At 57.3% G+C, this 22,141-nt stretch carries 19 protein-coding genes; 9 read left to right on the forward strand and 10 right to left on the reverse strand.

The genetic code is table 11. The annotated features are described in order from the left end of the window. Window positions 1–19 precede the first annotated feature (19 nt). Window positions 20–1,879 (forward strand): methanol/ethanol family PQQ-dependent dehydrogenase, encoded by a 1,860-nt coding sequence (locus G403_RS0117525; protein ID WP_027855140.1) that lies wholly within the window; start codon window positions 20–22, stop codon window positions 1,877–1,879. 62 nt (window positions 1,880–1,941) lie between these two features. Then, window positions 1,942–2,556, forward strand: coding sequence for a pentapeptide repeat-containing protein (locus G403_RS0117530; protein WP_027855141.1), 615 nt, complete (start codon window positions 1,942–1,944; stop codon window positions 2,554–2,556). A gap of 148 nt (window positions 2,557–2,704) precedes the next feature. Here the strand turns inward: G403_RS0117530 and G403_RS0117535 are convergent, their stop codons facing one another. The 3 genes from G403_RS0117535 to G403_RS0117545 are packed head-to-tail and all read right to left on the reverse strand — an operon-like array spanning window position 2,705 to window position 5,059. Further along, the gene (locus tag G403_RS0117535; RefSeq protein WP_036234391.1) at window positions 2,705–3,355 is read right to left on the reverse strand and encodes a response regulator; all 651 of its coding nucleotides are present in this window, start codon (window positions 3,353–3,355) and stop codon (window positions 2,705–2,707) included. Beyond that, the gene (locus G403_RS0117540; RefSeq protein ID WP_036234393.1) at window positions 3,348–4,622 is read right to left on the reverse strand and encodes a sensor histidine kinase; all 1,275 of its coding nucleotides are present in this window, start codon (window positions 4,620–4,622) and stop codon (window positions 3,348–3,350) included. The genes G403_RS0117535 and G403_RS0117540 overlap by 8 nt, the downstream gene beginning before the upstream one ends. A 2-nt stretch (window positions 4,623–4,624) precedes the next feature. Continuing rightward, entirely contained in the window at window positions 4,625–5,059 is a 435-nt protein-coding gene (locus G403_RS0117545; RefSeq protein ID WP_027855144.1) for a cupredoxin domain-containing protein, read from the reverse strand. A 167-nt stretch (window positions 5,060–5,226) separates the two neighbouring features. Between G403_RS0117545 and G403_RS0117550 the strand changes: the two genes are divergently transcribed. Genes G403_RS0117550 through G403_RS0117565 form a run of 4 tightly spaced genes read left to right on the forward strand, consistent with a single transcriptional unit; the run spans window position 5,227 to window position 8,944 of the window. Next, window positions 5,227–6,396, forward strand: coding sequence for an ABC transporter substrate-binding protein (locus tag G403_RS0117550; RefSeq protein WP_027855145.1), 1,170 nt, complete (start codon window positions 5,227–5,229; stop codon window positions 6,394–6,396). Between the two features lie 12 nt (window positions 6,397–6,408). Further along, entirely contained in the window at window positions 6,409–7,380 is a 972-nt protein-coding gene (locus tag G403_RS0117555) for a YVTN family beta-propeller repeat protein (RefSeq protein ID WP_027855146.1), read from the forward strand. A 20-nt stretch (window positions 7,381–7,400) separates the two neighbouring features. Beyond that, entirely contained in the window at window positions 7,401–8,141 is a 741-nt protein-coding gene (locus G403_RS0117560) for an ABC transporter ATP-binding protein (protein WP_036234395.1), read from the forward strand. Further along, window positions 8,141–8,944 carry an ABC transporter permease gene (locus G403_RS0117565; protein WP_027855148.1) on the forward strand — a complete coding sequence of 268 codons (804 nt, stop codon included), beginning with the start codon at window positions 8,141–8,143 and terminating at the stop codon, window positions 8,942–8,944. The genes G403_RS0117560 and G403_RS0117565 overlap by 1 nt, the downstream gene beginning before the upstream one ends. Window positions 8,945–8,962: 18 nt before the next feature. Here G403_RS0117565 and G403_RS0117570 read toward each other — a convergent pair whose 3' ends face one another. Both G403_RS0117570 and G403_RS0117575 read right to left on the reverse strand, forming a co-directional pair. Beyond that, a complete protein-coding gene (locus G403_RS0117570; RefSeq protein ID WP_245578388.1) occupies window positions 8,963–10,303 on the reverse strand; it encodes an MFS transporter in 1,341 nt (446 codons plus the stop codon). A gap of 232 nt (window positions 10,304–10,535) precedes the next feature. Then, entirely contained in the window at window positions 10,536–11,060 is a 525-nt protein-coding gene (locus tag G403_RS0117575; protein ID WP_027855150.1) for a disulfide bond formation protein B, read from the reverse strand. 138 nt (window positions 11,061–11,198) lie between these two features. Here G403_RS0117575 and G403_RS0117580 point away from each other — a divergent pair, with 138 nt between their 5' ends. Both G403_RS0117580 and G403_RS0117585 read left to right on the forward strand, forming a co-directional pair. Beyond that, a complete protein-coding gene (locus tag G403_RS0117580; protein WP_027855151.1) occupies window positions 11,199–12,941 on the forward strand; it encodes an ABC transporter ATP-binding protein in 1,743 nt (580 codons plus the stop codon). Further along, window positions 12,931–14,703, forward strand: a complete 1,773-nt coding sequence (locus tag G403_RS0117585; RefSeq protein ID WP_027855152.1) for an ABC transporter ATP-binding protein — start codon at window positions 12,931–12,933, stop codon at window positions 14,701–14,703. The genes G403_RS0117580 and G403_RS0117585 overlap by 11 nt, the downstream gene beginning before the upstream one ends. Here G403_RS0117585 and G403_RS0117590 read toward each other — a convergent pair. Continuing rightward, window positions 14,697–15,044, reverse strand: a complete 348-nt coding sequence (locus tag G403_RS0117590) for a PilZ domain-containing protein (protein WP_027855153.1) — start codon at window positions 15,042–15,044, stop codon at window positions 14,697–14,699. The genes G403_RS0117585 and G403_RS0117590 overlap by 7 nt on opposite strands. 288 nt (window positions 15,045–15,332) lie before the next feature. Between G403_RS0117590 and G403_RS0117595 the strand changes: the two genes are divergently transcribed. Then, the gene (locus tag G403_RS0117595) at window positions 15,333–16,001 is read left to right on the forward strand and encodes a response regulator (RefSeq protein ID WP_027855154.1); all 669 of its coding nucleotides are present in this window, start codon (window positions 15,333–15,335) and stop codon (window positions 15,999–16,001) included. Between the two features lie 124 nt (window positions 16,002–16,125). Here G403_RS0117595 and G403_RS0117600 read toward each other — a convergent pair whose 3' ends face one another. The 4 genes from G403_RS0117600 to rraA form a co-directional block, all read right to left on the reverse strand. Then, window positions 16,126–18,711 (reverse strand): hybrid sensor histidine kinase/response regulator, encoded by a 2,586-nt coding sequence (locus tag G403_RS0117600; protein WP_027855155.1) that lies wholly within the window; start codon window positions 18,709–18,711, stop codon window positions 16,126–16,128. Continuing rightward, window positions 18,704–19,864 carry a nitric oxide-sensing protein NosP gene (nosP, locus tag G403_RS0117605; RefSeq protein ID WP_027855156.1) on the reverse strand — a complete coding sequence of 387 codons (1,161 nt, stop codon included), beginning with the start codon at window positions 19,862–19,864 and terminating at the stop codon, window positions 18,704–18,706. Before nosP ends, G403_RS0117600 begins: the two co-directional genes overlap by 8 nt. A gap of 211 nt (window positions 19,865–20,075) precedes the next feature. Beyond that, entirely contained in the window at window positions 20,076–21,170 is a 1,095-nt protein-coding gene (locus tag G403_RS0117610) for a porin (protein ID WP_027855157.1), read from the reverse strand. Window positions 21,171–21,571: 401 nt separating this feature from the next. Continuing rightward, window positions 21,572–22,057, reverse strand: a complete 486-nt coding sequence (rraA, locus tag G403_RS0117615; RefSeq protein ID WP_027855158.1) for a ribonuclease E activity regulator RraA — start codon at window positions 22,055–22,057, stop codon at window positions 21,572–21,574. Window positions 22,058–22,141 lie beyond the last annotated feature (84 nt).

Below are 22,141 nucleotides of genomic sequence, written 5' to 3' on the forward strand. Positions count from 1 at the left end.
ACCAGAAAAGGCTATCCCAATGACAACAAAAACAGAAAATCTGAACCTGAAACCGCTGACAGCGATCATGCGTGTGGCTGCGCTGGGCGCTACACTCGGGCTTTCCACTTTGTCCGCCAACGCTGCAAACTCTTCCGTTACCTGGGAGGACATTGTCAATGACCAGGCAACGCCCGAAGACGTTCTGGGATACGGCATCGGCCCCAAGGCACAACGTTACAGTCCAATGGCCAAGATCAATACCGACAACGTAAAGAAGTTGGTACCGGCCTGGTCCTATTCATTTGGTGATGAAAAGCAGCGCGGACAGGAATCCCAGGCACTGGTCCATAACGGAGTCATCTACGTCACCGGCTCCTACTCCCGTGTGTTCGCCATCGATGCCAAGACAGGTAAAGAGATCTGGTCCTACACTGCGCGCCTGCCTGATGGCATCCGCCCCTGCTGTGATGTGGTCAACCGCGGCGCGGCAATTTTTGGTGACAAGATATTCTTTGGCACCCTGGATGCGGGTATTGTCGCGCTGAACAAAGACACCGGTAAGGTAGTATGGAAAGAAGTGTTTGGTGACTACCAGGCCGGTTACACGATGACCGGCGCGCCAACTCTGATCAAGGATCAAAAGACGGATCGCGTGCTGCTAATCCACGGCAGCTCCGGTGACGAGTTTGGCGTTGTCGGAAAGCTCTTTGCCCGTGATCCGGATACGGGCGAAGAGGTCTGGATGCGCCCCTTCGTGGAAGGCCATATGGGCCGCCTCAACGGCGAGGAGAGCACACCGACAGGTGATCCCCGTGCACCAAGCTGGCCCGATGATCCCAACTCACCCACCGGTAAGGTAGAAGCCTGGAGCCACGGCGGCGGCGCCCCCTGGCAAAGCGCCAGCTTCGACGTTGAAACCAACACTATTATTGTTGGCGCAGGCAACCCGGCCCCTTGGAACACCTGGAAGCGTACATCCGAGGGCGGCGACCCTCATGATTACGATAACCTCTACACGTCCGGACAGGTCGCCGTTGATCCGAGCACCGGCGAGGTGAAGTGGTTCTACCAGCACACACCCAACGATGCCTGGGACTTCTCCGGCAACAACGAGCTGGTGCTGTTCGAGTATGAAGACAACGGTGAAACCATCAAGGCGACTGCCCACGCCGACCGCAATGGCTTTTTCTATGTGGTCAACCGTGAGAACGGTGATTTTATTCGCGGCTTCCCCTTTGTTGACGGTATCACCTGGGCGACTCACATCGACGAGGAAACCGGTCGCCCGGTAGAAGTAGAAGGCCAACGCCCACCCAAACCCGCACCCGGTGAAAAGCGCGGCGAGTCCATAGAGGTATCCCCTCCTTTCCTGGGCGGCAAAAACTGGAATCCCATGGCCTATAGCCAAGACACCGGCCTGTTCTACGTGCCAGGCAACCACTGGAAAGAGGACTACTGGACAGAAGAGGTCTCCTACAAGAAAGGCTCCGCCTACCTGGGTCAGGGTTTCCGGATCAAGCGTATGTATGACGATCATGTCGGCATCCTGCGCGCATTCGATCCAAAAACCGGCGAAATGGCCTGGGAGCATGAAGAGAGCCTACCGCTCTGGTCCGGTGTGTTAACCACTAAGGGCGGGCTCGTGTTCACCGGTACCGGTGACGGCTATCTGAAGGCATTCGATGCCGAAAACGGCGAGGAGCTCTGGAGCTTCCAGACCGGTTCCGGAATCATCTCATCACCGATCACCTGGGAGATGGATGGCGAGCAATATGTCGGTATTGCCTCCGGTTACGGTGGTGCGGTGCCGCTTTGGGGGGGCGATATGGCTGTACTGACCAAACCTGTTCCTCAAGGGGGCTCATTCTGGGCATTCAAACTGGCTGACTTCGACTGATTACCGGCTCGATGGGGGAAGGAGCCAGCTCCTCCCCCCATCGACTTTCAAGGGAGACAAGCATGATCAAGACTCTTCGCATTACCGCCCTTGTGGCACTGGCCAGCAGCGTCGCTTTCGCCTGTGAACCCGCCCCAAAAGCCCAGTGCAATGGCGCGGATTTGCGCGATCAGGACTTAAGCTCGCTGGACCTGCGTGGGATTGAGCTTAAGGGCGCAGACCTTCGCGGCGCCGACCTACGCCACTCCAATCTAAACGATGCCAACCTGAGCGGCGCTGACCTGCGCGAGGCTGATTTAACCCGTGCACGACTGGAACAAGCCAGCCTTAGGGGCGTAAGGGCCGACCACGCCAACCTGACAGCCATCTCTGGCTGGGCACTATTCGCCCAAGGCGGTTCATTTGTAAATGCACGTTTTGACGGTGCAGACCTTTCATTTAGCCGATTCTCCGGTGCCAACCTGATGGGCGCGAGCCTCTATGCGGCAACGCTGGAGATGTCCTGGCTATCGAAGGCAAGGCTGGATGGCGCAGACCTTCGCAATGCCGACCTTCAGGAGGCTAAGCTCTATAATGCATCGCTCATGAACGCTGATCTTACTGGCTCGCACATCCGCTTTGGAATCTTTCAGGATACAGCCATGGATGGCTGTACCGCCTGTCCATTCGACTGGTAACAAAAACGGCCTATGATGGTGGCCTAGCGAGTACCAAGCAAGGCCACTGGCCACTGGCCACTGGCCACTGGCGTTATTCATGAGTGCCGGCTGTGAGGCCAGCAAGTTTTCGGGAGAGCCAGACTTTTCAAGCAGACCGCTCATAAGGTCATGAGGTCTGCTGAAAAGAAGCGCTGGGCACTAATCCACTGGTAAATGCCAGATGGACCAACTCAGCTGTAGAGCGGATACCCAGTTTCTGTTTCAGCAATGCGGTGTGGTTCGCCACGGTTTTGGCGCTGATATTAAGGTGCTCCGCAATATGCTGCGACGATAACCCCCGGGCCAACATGGTAAACACCTCCATTTCCCGCTGAGTCATACCCTTAAGACGCCGGTCGGTGCCATCCTGCTGGCAGGCCAGGCGGGTCGCAAGCTCATGCTCCACATAGGGTTTGCCCTTTAAGGCAGCCCGCACAGCATCCACCATCACCTGAGGCGGACAGCTTTTAGTGATATAACCCAGAACGCCCAGTTGCAGCGCCTGGTTGGCCAGCGGTGTTTCCTCGTACATCGAAAACACAAGAATACGTGCCTCGGGCTTGCGCTCCAGAATCAGGCGCGCGACCTCCAGGCCACTGATATCCGGCAGATGGATATCAAGTACGGTGAGCTCAGGCTGCTGTTTTTGCCATACCGAGAACGCCTCGCGTCCACAACCAACCTGCAACATCTCGTAACCCGGCAGCAGCGCATCCAGCAGGCTTGCATAGCCATGACGCACAACCGCGTGGTCGTCACATAACAGTATTTTAGGCATATACCCCTCCAGACAGACTTCTGACCGGCAACTCCAGCAGCACTCCCAAACCTTCGCCTTGTGTCGACTCCAGGCGCAATGTCCCACCCAGAGAGCGAGCGCGTTCGTGCATGGAACGTAAACCCACCCCTGAACGGGCCCCCGGTGCCAGTCCACAACCGTTGTCCTGAACCGATATTCGAAGGCATTTTTCGGAACCATCGACGCGCACGACCACCCGGGTCGCCCCTGCGTGCCGGGCGCTGTTGGTAAGCGCCTCCTGCACCAGCCGATAGATATGTGTCGCCGAATCGATATCGAGCGGCGGGATAGCACTGAAGCTCTCGATATGACAATTGATCGCGCTGGATTCTCGCCAACGCTGGACCAAGTCGCTCAACGCATCACTCAGTCCAAGCTCTGTGAGCACCACAGGGTGCAGGGAGTTGATTAACCGACGAAACCCGGTCTGCATAGCGGTGCAATCCGTCTGAATTCTTCGGGCGGTTTCGACCACTTTTCCCTCGTTGCCGGAGCACGTTTCCACCAACAGCGCACTGGCTTGAATACCCGCCAAGTATTGGCCAAGGTCGTCGTGTAACTCACGGGCCAGACGACTTCTTTCCCGTTCCTGTAAGGTCATCAACTCTTCAGTAAGGCGTTGGTTGTCCTGGCGTTCCGACTCCAACGCCGATGCCATACCGGATAGATAGCGCGAAAGTTTTCTCAATTCCGGCTGATTGTAAGCGCGTAAACGGGTGGAAAAATGGGTTGCCGGGTATCGATCAAGCGTACCGACCAAATGGCGTAGGAGGCGGTTCCCGCGCAGTAAGCCCCAGGCCACTGCAAGGACTGACAGCACTGCCGCCGACGCAAACAGCCCGATCAGCTGCAGCACTGAGTCCCACACCTCCTCGACTTCATCCGTTGGATCGCTGCTCAGTATTAGCCAGCGGCCATCTGCCAACCGAAACTGTCTCTCTGGATACGCAACGTTGTCAGCCCAAACCAAATGCATAAACCAGGTTGGCACCTCGCTCGACAACGGCTGGGACTCGGAGAGGCCATCGAGCGTTAACCTGACATGGCGTAACTTTAGATCCAACAGTGTTTCCAGCGTACCGGAGTCCGCCAGGGTAGCCGCCATCAACGCACTGGTTTGCGCCATGGCGGCTTCCAGCTCACGCTGCACATCCTTCCTGGCCTGTCCAATGATACCTGCAAGGCTCAGCAGTGTAGCAACGAGGAACAGCGCAAGAATAGACGCGTGGAGCCGCCAGTTTCTCATACTTATTTAACGATGAACTCGCCCACCATCCCCTTGTTTTCCAGCCCCTCCGAGTAGAACTCGAAGGTGCCCGGTTTGATCGGCACAAAGAAGATTTCGGCTTCGCCTTCCTGTTCGAACTCCAGTTCGGTCAGGGTCATCGCCTTGATCTCCATGTCGCCCGCTTCCACTTTGCGCAGGTAGATCTTGGTGAAGAACTCCGGGGACTGGATCGCGTACTCTTTGCGGCCGGAGGAAATGATCTTCAGGCTGTAGGCTTGCCCGGTCTCCATCTCGTAGCGTTTGTGTGACATGGAGTAGTCGGACTCTTCACTGCCCAGCACAAGATCGGGCAGCTCCATGGGGCGTGTGGTCAAGTCTCCTGCGGCCTGGGCGCCTGCGCTCAATAGCAGGGTGACGCCAAGTGCAGCGATTCCTTTGCCGATGTGATTTTTCATGGGGCTCCCCTTGTTCCGGTTGTTATTGGTTTCCTTATCCATGCTAAAGCCGCCCCCGCCGGACAAAATGCTACTTGAGTACCATTTGTTTGCGACCTTAAGCATATTTCCACTGCGCAGCCGGCCCCCTAAGCTGACTGTATCGATAACAACAACAAGTTCGACCTATGCTGAAAACCACACGTCATCTGGCATTTGCCGGGCTGATGCTCGCGCCGATTGCCGCCACAGCGACTCCGCTGACTATGGAGATCGGCTACATCGGCGAGATCGTCGATGCGGGCCCTGTGCTCTCCAATATCATTCCGGAGCCGGAAGATGCCGGCCTGCAGGGTGCCCGTCTGGCAATTACCGACAGCAACACCACCGGTCGTTTCCTTAAGCATCACTACCAACTGCACGAAGTTCAGAGCAGCGATTCGCAGGCGCTGCGCGAGGAAGCTTTGGCGCTCTACCAACAGGGCGTGAGAGCCTTTGTTCTGAATACTTCGGCAACAACACTCGCGGGACTGCGTGAAGCGCTGCCGCTGGATGCGCTGTTGATTAACGCGGGAAGTCGTTCCGATAAGCTGCGTACCGAGCAGTGCCTGCCCGAACTGCTGCACACGATCCCCTCCCGCGCCATGCTGGCGGATGCCCTGGCTCAATGGCTGATGATGCGCCGCTGGAACCGTTGGATGCTGGTGCGCAGCAACACCGAAGAGGACAGTGCGTTTGCTGCGGCGATTAACCGTGCAGCTCACCGCTTTGGTGGCCGGATTGTGGAGGAGAAAGCCTGGAGCTTTGATACCGACCTGCGCCGTACCGCTCAAAAGGAGCTGCCCCCGTTTACCACCGGTGAAGAGTACGACGTGGTCATTGTGGCGGATGAACGCGGCGATGTGGGCGAGTTTTTGCCCTATAACACGGGCCTGCCCCGCCCGGTTGTCGGTACTCAGGGAATGATGCCGGTAGGCTGGCACAAAATGATCGAGGCCTGGGGCGCGGCGCAGCTGCATAGTCGCTTTGAGCAACAGGCCGAGCGCTGGATGAACGAGAAAGATTATGCCAGCTGGGCAGCCGTGCGCACCATTGCGGAGGCGGTGACACGGACCAATGCCACCGATAAGCCGACACTTCAAAATTACATTTTGTCAGATCAGTTTGAGCTTGCTGCTTTTAAAGGGCGGAAACTGAACTTTAGAAACTGGAGTGGCCAACTCCGTCAGCCTATCGCGCTGGTTCACCCCCGTGCACTCGTTTCCAGCTCTCCGCAAGAGGGCTTTCTCCACCCCAAAACCGACCTGGACACTCTCGGCTTCGATGCGCCCGAGAGCCGTTGTCAGGTTGCTGAATAAAAGGATACCGCCATGAAATTTCGTGCATTGGCTCCCTCTCTGATCGCGGCTGCGCTGACGGTCAGCTCCTACGCTCAGGCGGGCCTGGCTTACATCTCCAACGAGAAGGACGATACGCTCTCCGTGCTGGATCTAAACACCTGGCAAGTGATTGATACGATCGATGTGGGGGAGCGGCCCCGGGGCATCATCCTGTCCAAGGATGGCTCCAAGCTCTACATCTGCGCCAGTGATTCCGACACCGTGCAGGTGATGGATCTGGCTACACGCAAGATTATCGCCAACCTCCCCTCCGGGGCCGACCCGGAGCAATTCTCACTGCACCCGGATGACCGCAAGCTTTATATCTCCAACGAGGATGATGCGCTGGTTACCGTGGTGGACACACAAACCCACGAGGTGCTGGCGCAGATAGAGGTGGGCGTAGAACCCGAGGGCATGGCGGTCAGCCCCGATGGCAAGTGGGCGGTCAACACCAGCGAAACCACCAACATGCTGCACTGGATCGATACCGAGACCCACGAGCTGGTCGACAATACATTGGTGGACCAACGTCCGCGCCACGTGGAGTTCCGGGAAGATGGCCAGCTGCTCTGGGCCTCCTCCGAGATTGGCGGTACGGTTTCGGTAGTGGATGTACCCAGCCGCCAGATCATCAAGAAACTTAACTTCGAAATTAAAGGGATCCACCCGGACAAGATCCAGCCGGTGGGTGTGAAGCTCTCCGCCGATGGCAAATACGCCTTTGTCGCGCTGGGCCCGGCGAATCATGTGGCCGTGGTGGACACAAAGAGCTACGAGGTGGTGGATTATCTGCTGGTAGGCCGTCGCGTCTGGCATATGGAGTTCACCCCGGATAACCAGTATCTGCTGACCACCAACGGTATCAGCGGCGATGTGTCGGTGATCAATGTGGCCGACCTCAAGGTGGAGCGCTCAATCAAGGTGGGCCGCTACCCCTGGGGTGTGGTGACCACGCCCTGATGCCCGTTGGAGTCGCCGTGATGACCGAGCCCGCCACGCTGGAGATCGAACACGTCAGCCATCACTATGGTGCCCGGGTGGCACTGGATGATGTGTCTCTGACGCTGGAGCCGGGCCGTTTTAATGCGCTGCTGGGCCCCAACGGGGCGGGCAAGTCCACCCTCTTCGCCCTGCTTACCCGGCTCTATCGGATTCAGCAGGGTGAGATCCGGTTTCAGGGCGCCTCGATTGAGCAGGTACCCAAACGGCTTCTTGCAAGCCTGGGTGTTGTGTTTCAGCAGAGCACGCTGGACCTGGATCTGACCGTACTGCAGAACCTGGAGTATCACGGTGCCCTGCACGGCCTATCGACCAGAGAGATCCGCCACCGTGCCGACCGGGAACTGAGCTGGCTTGGCCTCGCTGACCGTAAAAAGGAGAAGGTACGCGCCCTGAATGGTGGGCACCGCCGCCGGGTTGAGATCGCCCGCGCTCTGCTTCACAAACCACGCCTGCTGTTGCTGGATGAAGCCAGCGCCGGGCTGGATATTGCCTCGCGGCAGGCGATCAATATGGCAGTGCGATCACTCTGTGACGAGCGCCAGCTGACCGTGCTCTGGGCCACCCACCTGCTGGAGGAGCTTCAACCGGCGGACCCCACCGTGATTCTCCATCAGGGAAGGGTTAAGGCATCAGGTACCGGTGCCTCCCTGTGCGAAGCCAATCATTGCGAAGGTATCGCCGCGTTGTTTGAGCATTTCACCATGCAGGGGCCCGACTGATGAACATTGCGACCTACCTACACGCCTTTAACGGCGTGGTTAAACGCGAATTCTGGCGCTTTATTCAGCAGCGCAGCCGTTTTCTCAGTGCCCTGGTGCGCCCACTACTCTGGCTGGTGGTATTCGCCGCTGGTTTCAGGGCAGCGCTGGGCGTAGCGATCATCCCGCCCTACCAGACCTACATCACCTACGAGACTTACATTGCACCGGGATTGTGCTGCATGATCCTTCTGTTTAACGGGATGCAGAGCTCGTTGTCCATGGTCTACGACCGGGAGATGGGCAGTATGAAGGTACTACTGATGAGCCCGATCTCCCGCGCCTGGCTGTTGATCAGTAAGCTGGTTGCCATTGCCCTGATCTCGCTACTGCAGGTTTATGCGTTTATCGGTATCGCCTGGGTTGCCGGAGTAGAGCCGCCGGTACTGGGTTTGTTGGCGGTGCTTCCGGCTTTGCTGCTGGTTGCCGTGATGCTGGGCGCCATCGGCCTGTTTCTCTCGGCTCGGATCAAGCAGCTGGAGAACTTCGCCGGGGTGATGAACTTTGTCATCTTCCCCATGTTTTTCCTCTCGTCAGCGCTTTATCCGCTCTGGAAGATGCGCGAGTCCAGCGAGTGGTTGTACTGGATCTGTCAGTACAACCCGTTCACCCACGCGGTGGAGTTGGTGCGCTTCGCGCTCTATCTGGAACTGAACGGACAGGCATTGGCGATTACCGCCGGTGCCACCGCTCTGTTTACGGTATTGGCGGTGATCAGCTTTAACCCGGAAAAAAGCGTACGGGCTGCACCTGTTAGAAAGTGACTAACCGACACGCAACCATCAACTGCGCTGGAGCCGCCCGCGTCGCCAGGAAGTCGTGGCCGCCATCAGGGTATAAACGGCACAGATCAGAAACGCGATGCTCAGGGCGTTCATCAATGCCGGGTACTGCTCCGGCTCAATCTGGGCATTGCCGATCAGCCAGTTGAACAGGAATACGACGACAGCCATCCCCAGCATATTGCCCAAACTGCGGGAGATGTTAAGCAGTGATGAACCCACGCCCAAACGCTCAACCGCAATCGATGAGAGCGCCGCATTGTTGTTAGGCGATGAAAACAGGCCAAAACCCAGCCCCATCATCATCAGCGTGATCCCCACCTGCCACAGTGAGCTATGCATATCCAGGGTTGAGAGGCTGATAAACCCGGCACCAAACAGCAGGCAGCCCAGTGTCGCCGGGATACGTGGCTCCAGCCGATCCGACAAGCGCCCTGCCAGCGGCGCAACCACCACCATCACCAGTGCCTGCAGCAGCATCAGGTTACCCGCTTCGGAGGGTGACAGCGCCTGGATATACTGGAGATAGAGGCTAAGCATAAACTGCAGCGGATAGTTGGCCCCGTACATCAAAAAGCTGGATTGAATAGAGCGGAAAAACACCGTATTCGCCATCAGCCGACGGACCCGTATCAACGGGTATGGGGCATGCTCCTGCTGATATACAAAGCCGGCAAAGCCACCCAGCCCCATCAGCGTCAGCAGGATACCGGTCAGGGATGGCAGTTCGGAAATCCCCACAAACAGGGCTGTGGCCGCCAGTGTAAACAGCACGCTGCCGATCCAGTCCATGCGCTCGCCATGGGCGATCTGAGATTCTTTCACGTGGATACTGACCATGATCCAGGTCAGCACGGTCAGTGGGATAGGCGCTAGAAAGACGGCATGCCATCCCCAAAGCTCAGTCAGCCATCCGCCGATCATGGGTCCGCAGGTCAGGCCCAGATAGACCGAACCGGACGTTAATCCCAGCGCCATTCCCCGGCTCTTACTGTCGAACACCTCGGTGATGATCGCCATACCGGTGCCGAAAATCATCGCCCCCGCGATTCCCTGTAAAAGCCGCAGAAGCAATAACGGACGAATATCGTCAATGACGGTAACGGCCAAGGAGCTCAGTGCAAAGAGCAACACCCCGGCCAGAAAAACACGACGACGGCCCAGCATATCGGCCAGCCGCCCGGCCGGAAGCTGCAAGGCGACCGCACCAAGCAGGTTCATGGTCGGCACCCAGCTCACCAACACCGCATCCGCCTGCAGATCACGTGCGATCGCCGGTAACGCCACATTCACCGCCGACAGACTCATCGGCATCAGGAAGGTGGCTACACAGATGCTCATCAGTGTGAGCCAGCGGGCAGGGTTGGATGGAATAGGCTGTTCGTCTTGGGTCATGGATCAGTGATAGTTCGCCATTAAAGTTAATATCTTAACAGCGCCCAACAAAAAGTGTAATGGATATTACGGGCTGAGGGCGTAAGATACTCAGGTGGTGTTCCCGGCGTACGCCTGTGGCTTCTGCCGGGCTACAAGTTTGGCAGTCTGGAGTGAAGCAGAATCCGGGGAGGTGTGCTTAGAGAAACAATCCGCGGTCGCGGCGGGGTTTGCGGAAGCTGGCAAAGAAGAGAATAAATGACACCAGCACCCAAATGGCTGAAATCACCATCAACGCCTCTGCCATGGTGACATTGAATGCAAGCTCCGGTGTATAACCACAGGGCTCCCAGGGCTCAAACAAGGTGGGTGACCACTGATGCAGTGGCAGCCAGTCCGGGAACTCGGGATCCATGGTGCAGCTGTCGATAATCGTCCCCTGCTCCACGCCCAGCGTTATATAGCTGGATCGGAGCAGTCCGACACCCAACGCCAGTGATGCCAGGTGTCCCAGAAAGGCAAGCGGGCCGCCGAAGATCATCATCAGTAACGCGACCGCTCCCAGGCCAAAAATCCAGGCGCGGATATGAACACAGAGAACACAGGGACCGTAATCGAGGATGTATTGGTAGTAGAGTGCCGTCCCTTCGAGCACCACGCAGGCCAACAGAACTAAAAACCAGAAGATTCGGCTGCGCGCAATCGAAGACAGAGCGTTAATCATGATTGTCCCGTCAAATCAAAGAGGTGGAAGATTCTGTAATTGTTATTGGTTATCACTGGCAAAAATCTGTTTCCTGCCAACATTAGTACTGTAAACCGTTGTAACCTACAACCCTGTGCATTCAAAGATATTAATTTTATGGGCCTTTTTCGCGATTTAAGCTGGTTTTTCCGGGACCAATGGCGAACTTATACGCTGGCACTGATGATGCTCGCCGCCGTGGCCAGCCTCAACATGCTGATCCCCTGGCTGGTTGCACAAGCCGTCGATGCGTTGAGCCAGACTCCGCTTACGCTGTCCGCCGTTGAGCCTTTTTTGTTGGGCCTGGGCGGCGCTGGTGTCACCATCTATGCCTTGCGTATCGGATGGCGCCGGGTATTGTTCGGCACCGCTTACCGGTTAGGCCACCGTTTGCGCAAATCGTTCTATCAACGCTTGCTCGGGCAAGGCCAGGCTTTCTATGCCGCCCATAACACCGGCGACCTTATGGCTCAGGCCACCAACGATATCGACGCTATTGAGGTCGCAGCCGGCGAAGGGATTTTGTCCGGATTCGATGGGGCACTGACCTTTGTATTGGTTCTAGTGATGATGTTTGCCGTCATCGACTGGCGTTTGACGCTGGTCGCGCTAATCCCCTTTCCCGTCATGGCCTGGGGGTTTCAGCGCATCGGTCACTCCATCCATCGCTACTTCCACCAAGCGCTGGAGCGCTTCTCCGAGCTTAACGACCATACTCAGGAATCGATGACCGGTATTCGGCTGACCCGGGTGATGGGCCTGGAATCGATCCATGGCGAGCGCTTCGATCAGATCAGTGAGGATGCCGCACGGGCCAACTATGCGGTAGCCCGTAGCGAGGCGATGTATGAACCGGTGGTGTTTCTCTGCATGGGTGCCTCCATGCTGCTGACACTCACTTATGGTGGCTATCTGGTGGTGTCCGGTAGTTTGAGCGTGGGTGAGCTGACCGGCTTTACCCTTTATCTGGTCCAGCTGATCTGGCCCATGTTTGCCTTTGGCTGGCTGCTCAATATCATTGAGCGCGGCAGTGCCGCCTGGAAGCGGGTGGACCGCCTGCTGCAAACCCCTGACAGCATTCCCGATGAAGGCACACACGAGTTCACAGCTCCGCGCTTTGAGGTCACCAACCTGGTGTTTGCGCCGCAAGCCGGTTCGCCACCGGCGCTGGATGGTGTCAGCCTCCGGCTGGAGCCGGGGCAGCGCCTGGGCATTGCGGGGCCAACGGGTGCGGGCAAGTCACTGCTTTTACAGCTGCTGATGCGTTACTGGGAGAGCCCTGACCCCACCATGATCCAACTGGAAGGACGGCCGTTAAACGAATACCGGTTGCCATCGCTGCGGGGCGCGTTTGCGTATGTACCCCAGGATCCTTTTCTGTTCAGTCTGACTGTGGGCGAGAACATCGCGCTCTATCGCCCGGACGCGAGTGATGACGAGATTATGGAAGCCGCACGTGCAGCGGCTATCGATCAGGAGATCGAGCACTTCCCCTATGGACTGGATACCCCCGTGGGCGAGCGCGGCATATCGCTGTCGGGGGGCCAACGGCAGCGTCTGGCGATTGCCCGCGCGCTACTGAGCAAAGCACCGATTCTGGTCCTCGATGACACCCTTTCTGCGGTTGATACCCGCACCGAACGACGAATCCTGGAGCAGCTGGAGCGCCATGGCGATAATCGCACGGTGCTGGTGGTGAGCCATCGACTGTCAGCATTAAGCCATTGCGACCGCATTATGGTGCTGGCCCACGGCGAATGCATCGAGTCGGGCTCCCATGACGAGCTGCTGGCTGCCGATGGCTGGTATGCCCGAATGTGGACCTATCAGCAGCTGGAGGCGGACCTGGATGCACACTGAAAACAAACGCCGCTCAGGCGCCTTCGCGCTGCTCACAGGCTACATTTATAAAGACCGTCCGCTACTGATCAAAGCAGTCATTTTACTGTTGCTGGCCACGGCCGCCGATGTGGCCGGCCCGCTGTTGGCCAAGGTCTATATCGATGACTACCTGCTTGAATCAAACTTTGCCGCACTGCCCCTCGGCGCGCTGTTAACGGCCTATCTGGTAACCCAAGTGGGCGCGGCCTGGCTGCGCTATCGGCAGACGTTGCGGTTTACCGATATGGCACTCGATGCGGTTCTCGATATTCGTCGCCGGGTGTTCAGGCATGTACTCACCCTGCCCATCGCCTGGTTTGACCGGGCCGCAACCGGCCAGCTGGTGAGCCGCATCACCAATGACACCGAAGCGATCAAAGACCTCTATGTGCAGTTTCTCTCCACGGTACTGACCAACGCGGTGCTGTTGATCGGTATCCTGATCGCCATGGCGGTGCTGGATCTGACACTGATGATGATCGCCCTGGCGCTGGTGCCGGCGGTACTGGGGATGATCTATCTCTATCAACGGCTCAGTGGCCAGGCGGTTGCCGACACGCGACAGCGGCGGTCCGAGATCAACAACCGTATCAGCGAATCCATCGCCGGTATGACCGTGATCCAGGCGGGTAACCAGCAACAGCGCTTCGATAACGAGTTTGAGACCCTCAATGAAACCTACTACCAGGCCCGTGTACGTACGATACGGGTCAGCGCCTATCTGTTGCGTCCCGCTATCGACCTGCTCAGCGCGTCTGTACTGATTGCTGTGATCTGGGGCTTTGGCCTTGCACAGGTAGAGGGCATTGCCGAGATTGGTGTGCTCTATGCGTTTCTTAACTATTTAGGGCGTTTTACTGAGCCGTTGGCGGAGATTACCCAACGCTTTAACCTCTACCAGCAGGCGATGGTGGCCGGCGCGCGAGTCGAATCTTTACTTCAGGAATCAAGTAGTGACAGCAGCGGCACCATCGCCGAGATCCGTGAGGGTGGCATCTCGCTGGATCATCTGACCTTCGCCTATCATCCCAACAAGCCGGTCTTACAGGATATCTGCCAGGAGATACCCGCGGGCAGTTTTATCGGAATTGTGGGTCATACAGGCAGTGGCAAATCTACGCTGATCAACCTGCTGCTCGACTTTTACCGGCCCGGCGCAGGAACGGTGCGTATTGACGGGAAAAATCTCGCGGACTACACCAGTGATGCGATGCGTCGCGGCATAGCGCTGATCCCCCAGGAGCCGTTTATTCTGGCCGGTAGCATCCGTGACAATATCGACCTGGGCCGAGGCCTGTCGGATGAGGTGATCAGGCAAAGCGTTGATGATGCAGCGCTGACACCGGCCCTGGAGCGTTTGCCGGACGGGCTCGATACCTGGCTGGGCGAACGCGGTACGCGGCTCTCTACCGGCCAACGCCAGCAGCTGGTTATTGCTCGGGCCTTGGCCGGTAAACCCAGGATCTTGTTACTGGATGAGGCGACCGCCAATGTGGACAGCGAAACCGAAACCGTGGTTCAGCGGGCGCTGGAGCGGTTGCGCGGACAGATCACGCTCATCGTCGTTGCCCACCGACTATCGACAATCCGGCGGGCAGACCGCATTCTGGTACTCCATCACGGGAAGCTGGCCGAACAGGGCAATCACCAACAGCTGATGGCGCAGGAAGATGGTATCTACCGCGGGCTGTACAACCTGCAATACCAGGCCCACCAGATCGAGCTGGCGGAACATCAGTAGTGCAGATGGCGTTCTACAAAACGATCGACAATCGCGACTTCGTCATCGGGCAGGCTAATGATGGTAAGGCCCAGCGCCGTCCGATTGATCGATAACCGGCGCTTATACACGACACGGCAGAGTGCATTGATCGGTTCGCCATCCAGTTGAAAGCGCAGCTGCACATCCAGCCCACCACATCCGGGGGGTGCCTGGAGCTTCGTCAGCTCCCCGTCTCCTTCGATCAGAAAGCCGCTCAAGCTGATATTTACAAGGCTGACCGGGTAAGCCTGCCCCTCAAAACGGACCAGACCACTGAGGTCTGTGGCCACGCGCGGGTGCAATCGGCGCTCTAGTTGCATGATGAAACGCGTTCCTCTGGATGGAGCTATAGTTACAGGAAGCTCGGAAAAATCATATCCTGCCGATCACTAACCACGGCGGCTTTGGTCTGTGGTCGGTGGATATTCTGGTCGTCAGTTGTCTAATTATGACAAAATACACGCCAATTAACATTGAGTTATATCTAAACGCAGCCGCAATCCAGTACTTTAGTACTGGTCCGCTGCCACGATGGTTGAATTCATCCATTGGCGCTAAGCAGGTTTAATGAAACTCCCGATAATAAACACCATAAGAGGGATCAATACGTGTACCGAATATTGATTGCCGATGATCACCCGCTGTTCCGTGAGGCGATCACCAATGTTATTCAAACCGGCTTTCCCGGCTCGGAAACGATCGAGACCGAAGACCTGGAAACCGCCCTCAAGCTTGCCACGGAAGATGACGAGCTTGATCTGGTGTTGCTGGATCTGAATATGCCGGGCATGCATGGTCTCAACGGATTGATATCCCTGCGTAATGAAGCGCCCACAGTACCGGTGGTGATTGTCTCTGCCGAGGATGATAAGCAGATCGTTTTGCAGGCGATAACCTGCGGTGCGGTCGGCTTTATCTCTAAATCCTCTCCCCGCCCTCAGATGACCGAGGCCCTGCAACAGATTCTGAATGGCAACGTTTACCTGCCCTCCGACATCATCCGTTCGGAAGCCGGCGATAACCGCCGCCATCGCCGCATGAATGACCCGCAGATTCCACCGGAGCTGCTCAACTCCCTGACCCGAAGACAACTGCTGGTGTTGGAGCGGATGGCACAGGGTGAATCCAACAAGCAGATTGCCTACAACCTCAACATTGCAGAAACAACGGTAAAAGCCCACGTTTCCGCAATTTTGCGCAAGCTCGGCGTTCACAACCGGGTTCAGGCGATTCTCTCCGCCAGCGATATCGATTTCGCGCATTACCTGCGGCGGTAATCGTTCCGGCTATGGCAGCCACCCCTTCCCGGATTCCCGCTTCGCTCCATCCGGGCTACCCGTAGCCCGGCAGAACCCGAAAGGCACATGCCGGGAAAGCCCCCAATCAGACACTCCCCGCTCCTCACCCATCAATCAAATGGCTGAGCATCGTCTTGAGCTTTAACGGCCGGATCGGCTTATGCATCAGCTGGTAGCCGAGCTCGCGCATCTGTTGCTTAAGCTCGTTGCTGTAGTTCGCCGTAACCATCAAGACCGGCGGCTGGTCCGGCCGCTGCTGCATGATCTCGGCGACCACATCCACCCCGTTTACATCGTTATCGAGATGGTAGTCGGCAATCAAAAGATCGAGCGGCGCGGTACCCACGGCGAGCTGTTCACGCAGATGCTCCAGACTCAGGGCCGTTACCGTCTCACACCCCCAACCGCCGAGCAGCGTGGACATACCATCGCAGATCGACTGGTCATTATCGATCATCCAGATATGACGTCCGCGCAGTCCCTCACCAAAGTCACGGTGCTGAAGCTGGGGCACGGTATGCTGTGGAGCCAGCTCACCGTAGGGAAGCAATATGGAGAACAGGGAACCTCGCCCCGGTTGCGAGAGCACGTTGATCGAATGGCCGAGCATGCGGGCGATCTTCTCGACAATCGCCAGCCCCAGTCCCAGCCCCTTGTCCTGACCGGTGTTTTTACCCCGTTTGAACTCCTGGAAGATGGTTTCAAGCTGATCCGTGGGGATGCCACTCCCGGTATCCAGAACCTGCAACTCCAGTCCGTCAGGGCGGCGACGGCATCCCAGCAGAATGCGTCCACCGGGATCGGTATAGCGTACGGCGTTGGAGAGCAGGTTACGCACTACCCGGGCCAGCAGCGCCGGGTCGGTGCTGACTACTGCACTGGATATCACCGAGTCGAATGCCAGGCCCTCACTCTGAGCGATATGGGTATATTCGGAGGCGATATTATTGAGCAGCTCACTTACATTGAATGCGGAGATATCCGGCTTGATCGCCCCGGCATCCAGCTTGGAGATGTCCACCAACGTACTGAGCAGGCGTTCCACATCCTCCAGCGAGTTACTGACGGAGCCGATCAGGTGGCCGATGCGCTCCGGCATGGGCTGGTCGAGCAAGGCACCGGTAAACAGACGCGCTGCGTTCAGCGGTTGCAACAGGTCGTGACTGACAGCGGCCAGGAACTTGGTCTTCGAGAGATTAGCCTGTTCCGCCTCGCGCTTGGCTTCCCGCAACCGCGACTCGATGGTCTTACGCTCACCGATCTCCTGACGCAGCTGCTGGTTAAGGTCGGTCAGCTCGGAAGTACGCTCACGCACACGCTGCTCCAGGTTCTGATAGGCCTGCTGCAATGCCATGGCGGTACGACGACGCTCGGTGATATCGCGGATCATGACGAAGAAACCCACCGGCTTGCCCTGGGTACCGATATTGGGCACGTAGGCCTTGAGCAGATAGCGGTTCTCACCGACCGCATTGGGCTCTTCGATCTCGAAGGTGACGCTCTCTCCGGCCAGTGCCCTTTCAGCATAGGGTCGCAGGCGCTCAAACTGGGCCTCGCCGTGCACCCGGCCAATGGTTTCTCCCAACAACGAACCGCGCGGCCAGCCATACCAGTCATCATAAACCTTATTGGTAAACTGGTAGCGCAGATCCTCACCCACATAGGCGATCAACGCGGGGACATTATCGGTGATCAAACGGATCCACTGCTCGCTCTCTCGCAGGGTTTCGGCGTATCGGGAGTGTTCGGTGATATCGGTATAAGTGTTTACAAAACCGCCTGCAGACAATGGATGGGTACGAATTTCGACCACTCTGCCATCGCTTAGCTCCTGGGTTAACTCGCGTAGCGGCTGATCCTGCTCGTCCCGGCTGCGCGGGGTCAATAACGCCACTTCGGAGCCGGACATCAGGGTTTCAAAGCGCGGGGCATCGGTGAGTGCTCCTGAGCGAAGCCCGGTCAGGTTTAGGAAAAGGTCGTTCCAGATCTCCACGCGGCCGGCGGCATTAACCAGTGCGACGCCCTGGGAGAGGTTGTCCACGGTGCTCTGCAGCAAGCGGGATTTCTGCGCCAGTGCCTGCTCGCGCTGGGCTGCCTCCGAGGCTTTCAGCTCGGTGATATCGGTATAAAGTGCTACCAGCCCGCCATCGCCAGTCTCACGGCTGCTCATCTGCATCCAGCGACCGTTGCAGAGGCGGTAGATATTGGCTTCTTCGCCCTGCCCGACCTGGGTTTCCACAATCAGGTTGCGCTCCAGCCCCAGCTCCAGGCAGCGCGACAGGGAGATACCGCGCTGAATGTCTACGCCGCACAGAGCCCAGATCTCACGAAAGCGGTTATTGAACAGCACCAGCTTTTTATCCGCATCAAACAGCGCGAACGCATCAGAGATACTTTCGATGGCGTCGATCAAGCGCTGGTGGGCGGTGGCGGCCTCTTCGTTGGCTTGCTTAAGCGCCTGGTTACTGTGTTTGAGATCGTGCAAAGCGGCGTTGAGCGCCTCGGTACGTTCACGTACCTGTTCCGCCAGAATGACCGAATGTTCGAACGCGGCATAGGGCTCTGCCCGCAAACCACTGCTGGCCTCGACCCGTTCAACCAACGCGTTACGAATTTTATTCAGGCGAGCATTTTCAGCCTCCAGTTCTGAAATACGGGCGCGGAGCTGCTCCGGGCTCTGTTCATCCATCGCGGTTGCGCTTGCCGATGACGACGCCGGTAAAGGTCTGGTTGATGTGCATACCGTCATACTGTTCACCATAGGTGTTGAAGCCAATTACACGATGTTGCTGAAGGAATTCCGACATCCGCTGATCCTGCTCCCGGTGCTCCAGTTCCAGACGCCGCAGAAAACAGTCACAGCCCAGCGTGATCAACGGTGGACCCACCTCGGTTTCAAGACGGGTGAAGACACTGTTCAGGTCCTCGATCATCGAGCCCGGCTGCATGGCCGTGAGTACAATGCCGTTCTCCACCGCACAGTAGAACGTCAGGCTGCCATCCTCGTTAACCCGCTGAATGGAGCGCACGTAGTACTCCTGGCCGATACGAACCGCCACCGGGTTCAGCGCAAACACCTTATGATCCAGCGCGTCCAGCGGCACGCCGACCACCCGGGCATACTCCTCGGCTGCGGGTATGGCGTTAAGTTCAAAGACGGTACGGGTCGCCGGGTCAGCGGCGGTCACCACCAATTTTTCCTCCAGGGACGTCATGTGGTGGGTGGTAAATACTTCGAAATCGAGCGGCGTTGAGATCAACACGACAATAGCGGCCTGGGTATAGAAGCGGCCTTTGTGATAAACGTGGGTATTGGTCAGGTGGTTATCATCCCCCGCGGAGCCCCCAAAAGAGGGGATACTGCCAAGCGCCGAGTTCAGCGTCATCAGCACCAGCTCCTCCTGGCTGGAGAGCCCATCCAGCAGCGTCAGGGCAAAGCTGTGCCCTTTTATCGGAGCGACCTGACGCGAGCGGCTCTGGGTAACGAGCCCTGAAACCAGGTTCTGGGCATCGTTGAGGCTGAACCCCTCCAGCGATTCGATCAGTGCCACATCGATTGAAAACAGGTTTTGATCAAACCCCACCGCCGTAATCGAGCCCCGGTCGTACCCGCGCGGTGTCACCTCGCCCGCCGTGGTGCAGCCGGCCAGCTCGACGCCATCAAATGCCAGATGCAGCTCGCGACTCAGCGTTTCAAGGTCGTATTCGGCGGAACAGAAGAAAAGCACAAACCCGAGGTCCGGCCCCATCAATTGATCGGCCAGCTCTTGCGCCGCCAGCTTCGCATCCTGCTGCTTCGAAAGCGCGGTTTTCACCGGCTCTTTGATAAAGGGGGCATTCATAACCCGATACTCCCGATAACGGTGGAGAGACTTACTCTAGTTGATTGTAGGCGTTGGAGACACGGGGAGGTAATGCTACTTGAGTACTGAAAAGGCTATCTGGCGGGTGTAGAAGTCAGCGTGTCGGTACCGGAAAAATAAAAGCCGCGATCCGGATGAAGGGGGGAAGTTCCGAATCGCGGCCAGCGGTGAAGCTGAAAGATGATGATTATTACCAGGTCAGCACCGCACCCACTGCGAGGGTATCCATATCGGTACCGCCTTCCGGTTCATAGACACTGTATTCACCGACAAGTTTCAAGTTGTCGTTAATATCATAGAACAGCGCCCCGGCGGAAAGTTCACTTTCGGTACCGCCCGCATCCACACTGCCGTAGGAAAGAACCCCACGCACTGCATTATAAGTGTAGGACGTCTGCACCAGATAGCCATCCGAATCCATATCCGCTGCGCTGGAAAGCGTATTGCTGGCGAATGTGGTCGGGATACCTTCCTGGTCAAAACCGGACGCGGTCAGCTTGAAGCCGCCAACGGCAACCTGAGCCCCGTAGGCAACACCCTGAGCGTCAACGGTAGTGCTGGTGCTATCGATCGTTTCACCGGCAGCACCGCTGAGCCAGGCCTTGAACATGCCGCCATCAAACGCACGGGCATAGGTCAGCTCAGCTTCGAAACGCGGCTCTTCGCTGTAAGTAGCCGGGCTGGTGCTGAAGTCGTAGCTCGGATCCAGGATACCGGCAGCGATCTTGAAGCCGTTCAGATCCGGTGAGCGCCAGGTAATCTGTGCATTGGGGTTGGCGTAGGGGTAACCGGTGGTGATATTACCGAAGGTGGTCCGTGTAGTACCCTGGGGCGCAAAGCCGACGCCGAGCAGCAGCTCGTCGTTAAAGATGTTGCTGCGCGCATAAAGACCAAAGTCCTTACCGAACAGGACCTGACCGAAATCGCCATCGACAGTGGCGTAGAACTGACGTACATCGATAGCGGTGTCGGTTTTGGACGCGTTAGCGGTGCCCAGATCGTTGGAGTCGTTGATAGTCACCCAGAACGAGGAGCGGCCACCGAGCTTCAGGTCGCCCTGCTGCTTGCCTACATTGAAACCGATGTAGTTAGGCAGGAACCCCATCCGGACACGGGATACATTCTGATCCCCTTGATCCTGATAGGTATAGAAAGCGTTTAGCAGACCATCGGCAGAGAAAGTCGTACCCTTGTGATCGTACAGCTTGATCTCAGCCTGGGCCGTAGCGGCTGAGGCCGCGACGGCCAGCGCCAGCAGCGAGCGGGTCAGTTTCTTGTTGTTCATATCATCCCCTTGATGAATTTGTCATGACAGTCAGGGCCCGCCTTCCAGACCCTGCTGACCGATGATTATTCGCGCACGGGGAGTGCATAAAAACTGATCAGAGGATGGATTTTTCCTGTGCTTTGAAAGAGATACATAAGTGGCTTAAAGGAATAGGTACCAAAGTGACAATGGGATTACTGACCGAATGTGATCGAAGGAAGCAGGACCAGGGACCCAAAACAGAGCGTTTCTTGCGACTTTGGTAGAGAATTAGCAGTGCGAGGGCAAAACGTAAGCCGGTAGGCGCAGGCGGCAGATGCGAGGTGGGTTTCCCGGATTTCGCTTCGCTACATCCGGGCTACAGCAAGAACCTAGCCCGGCAGAGGCCATTGGCCGTATGCCGGGGTTTTAGTCGCGGATCAAGCCAGTTCCAGTTTCTGCGGCGAAACCAGCAGGCCGTTGTTGTCGCCGTAGATGAATTCGCCGGGACGGAAGGTAACGCCGCCGAAGGTCACTTCCACGTTAAGATCACCCAGGCCACGCTTTTCGGTTTTCATCGGATGGGTACCCAGCGCCTGAACACCGATATCGGTCTCGCCAATGGCGTTCACATCACGGATACAGCCATAGATCACAATCCCTTCCCAGCCGTTCTGGGCGGCTTTTTCCGCCAGCATATCGCCCAGCATGGCACGACGCATGGAGCCGCCACCATCGACCACCAGAACCTTACCCTCGCCCGGCTGGGCGACTTGCTCGCGGACCAGGGAGTTATCCTCGAACGCCTTGATGGTTACGATTTCGCCGCCGAAATTCTCACGGCCGCCAAAGTTGCCGAACATCGGTTCAACGACTTGAACCAGCTCGGGAAATTGGTCGCAGAGGTCAGGCAGTAGATCTTCCACGGTTGACTCCTCATTGTTGGATAAAGCGGGCATGTTCGCCGATTCATTGTGCAATTGCACTACAACTTAAGGCCAGACTTAATG

Source organism: Marinobacterium litorale DSM 23545 (assembly GCF_000428985.1).
Lineage (GTDB): Bacteria > Pseudomonadota > Gammaproteobacteria > Pseudomonadales > Balneatricaceae > Marinobacterium_D > Marinobacterium_D litorale.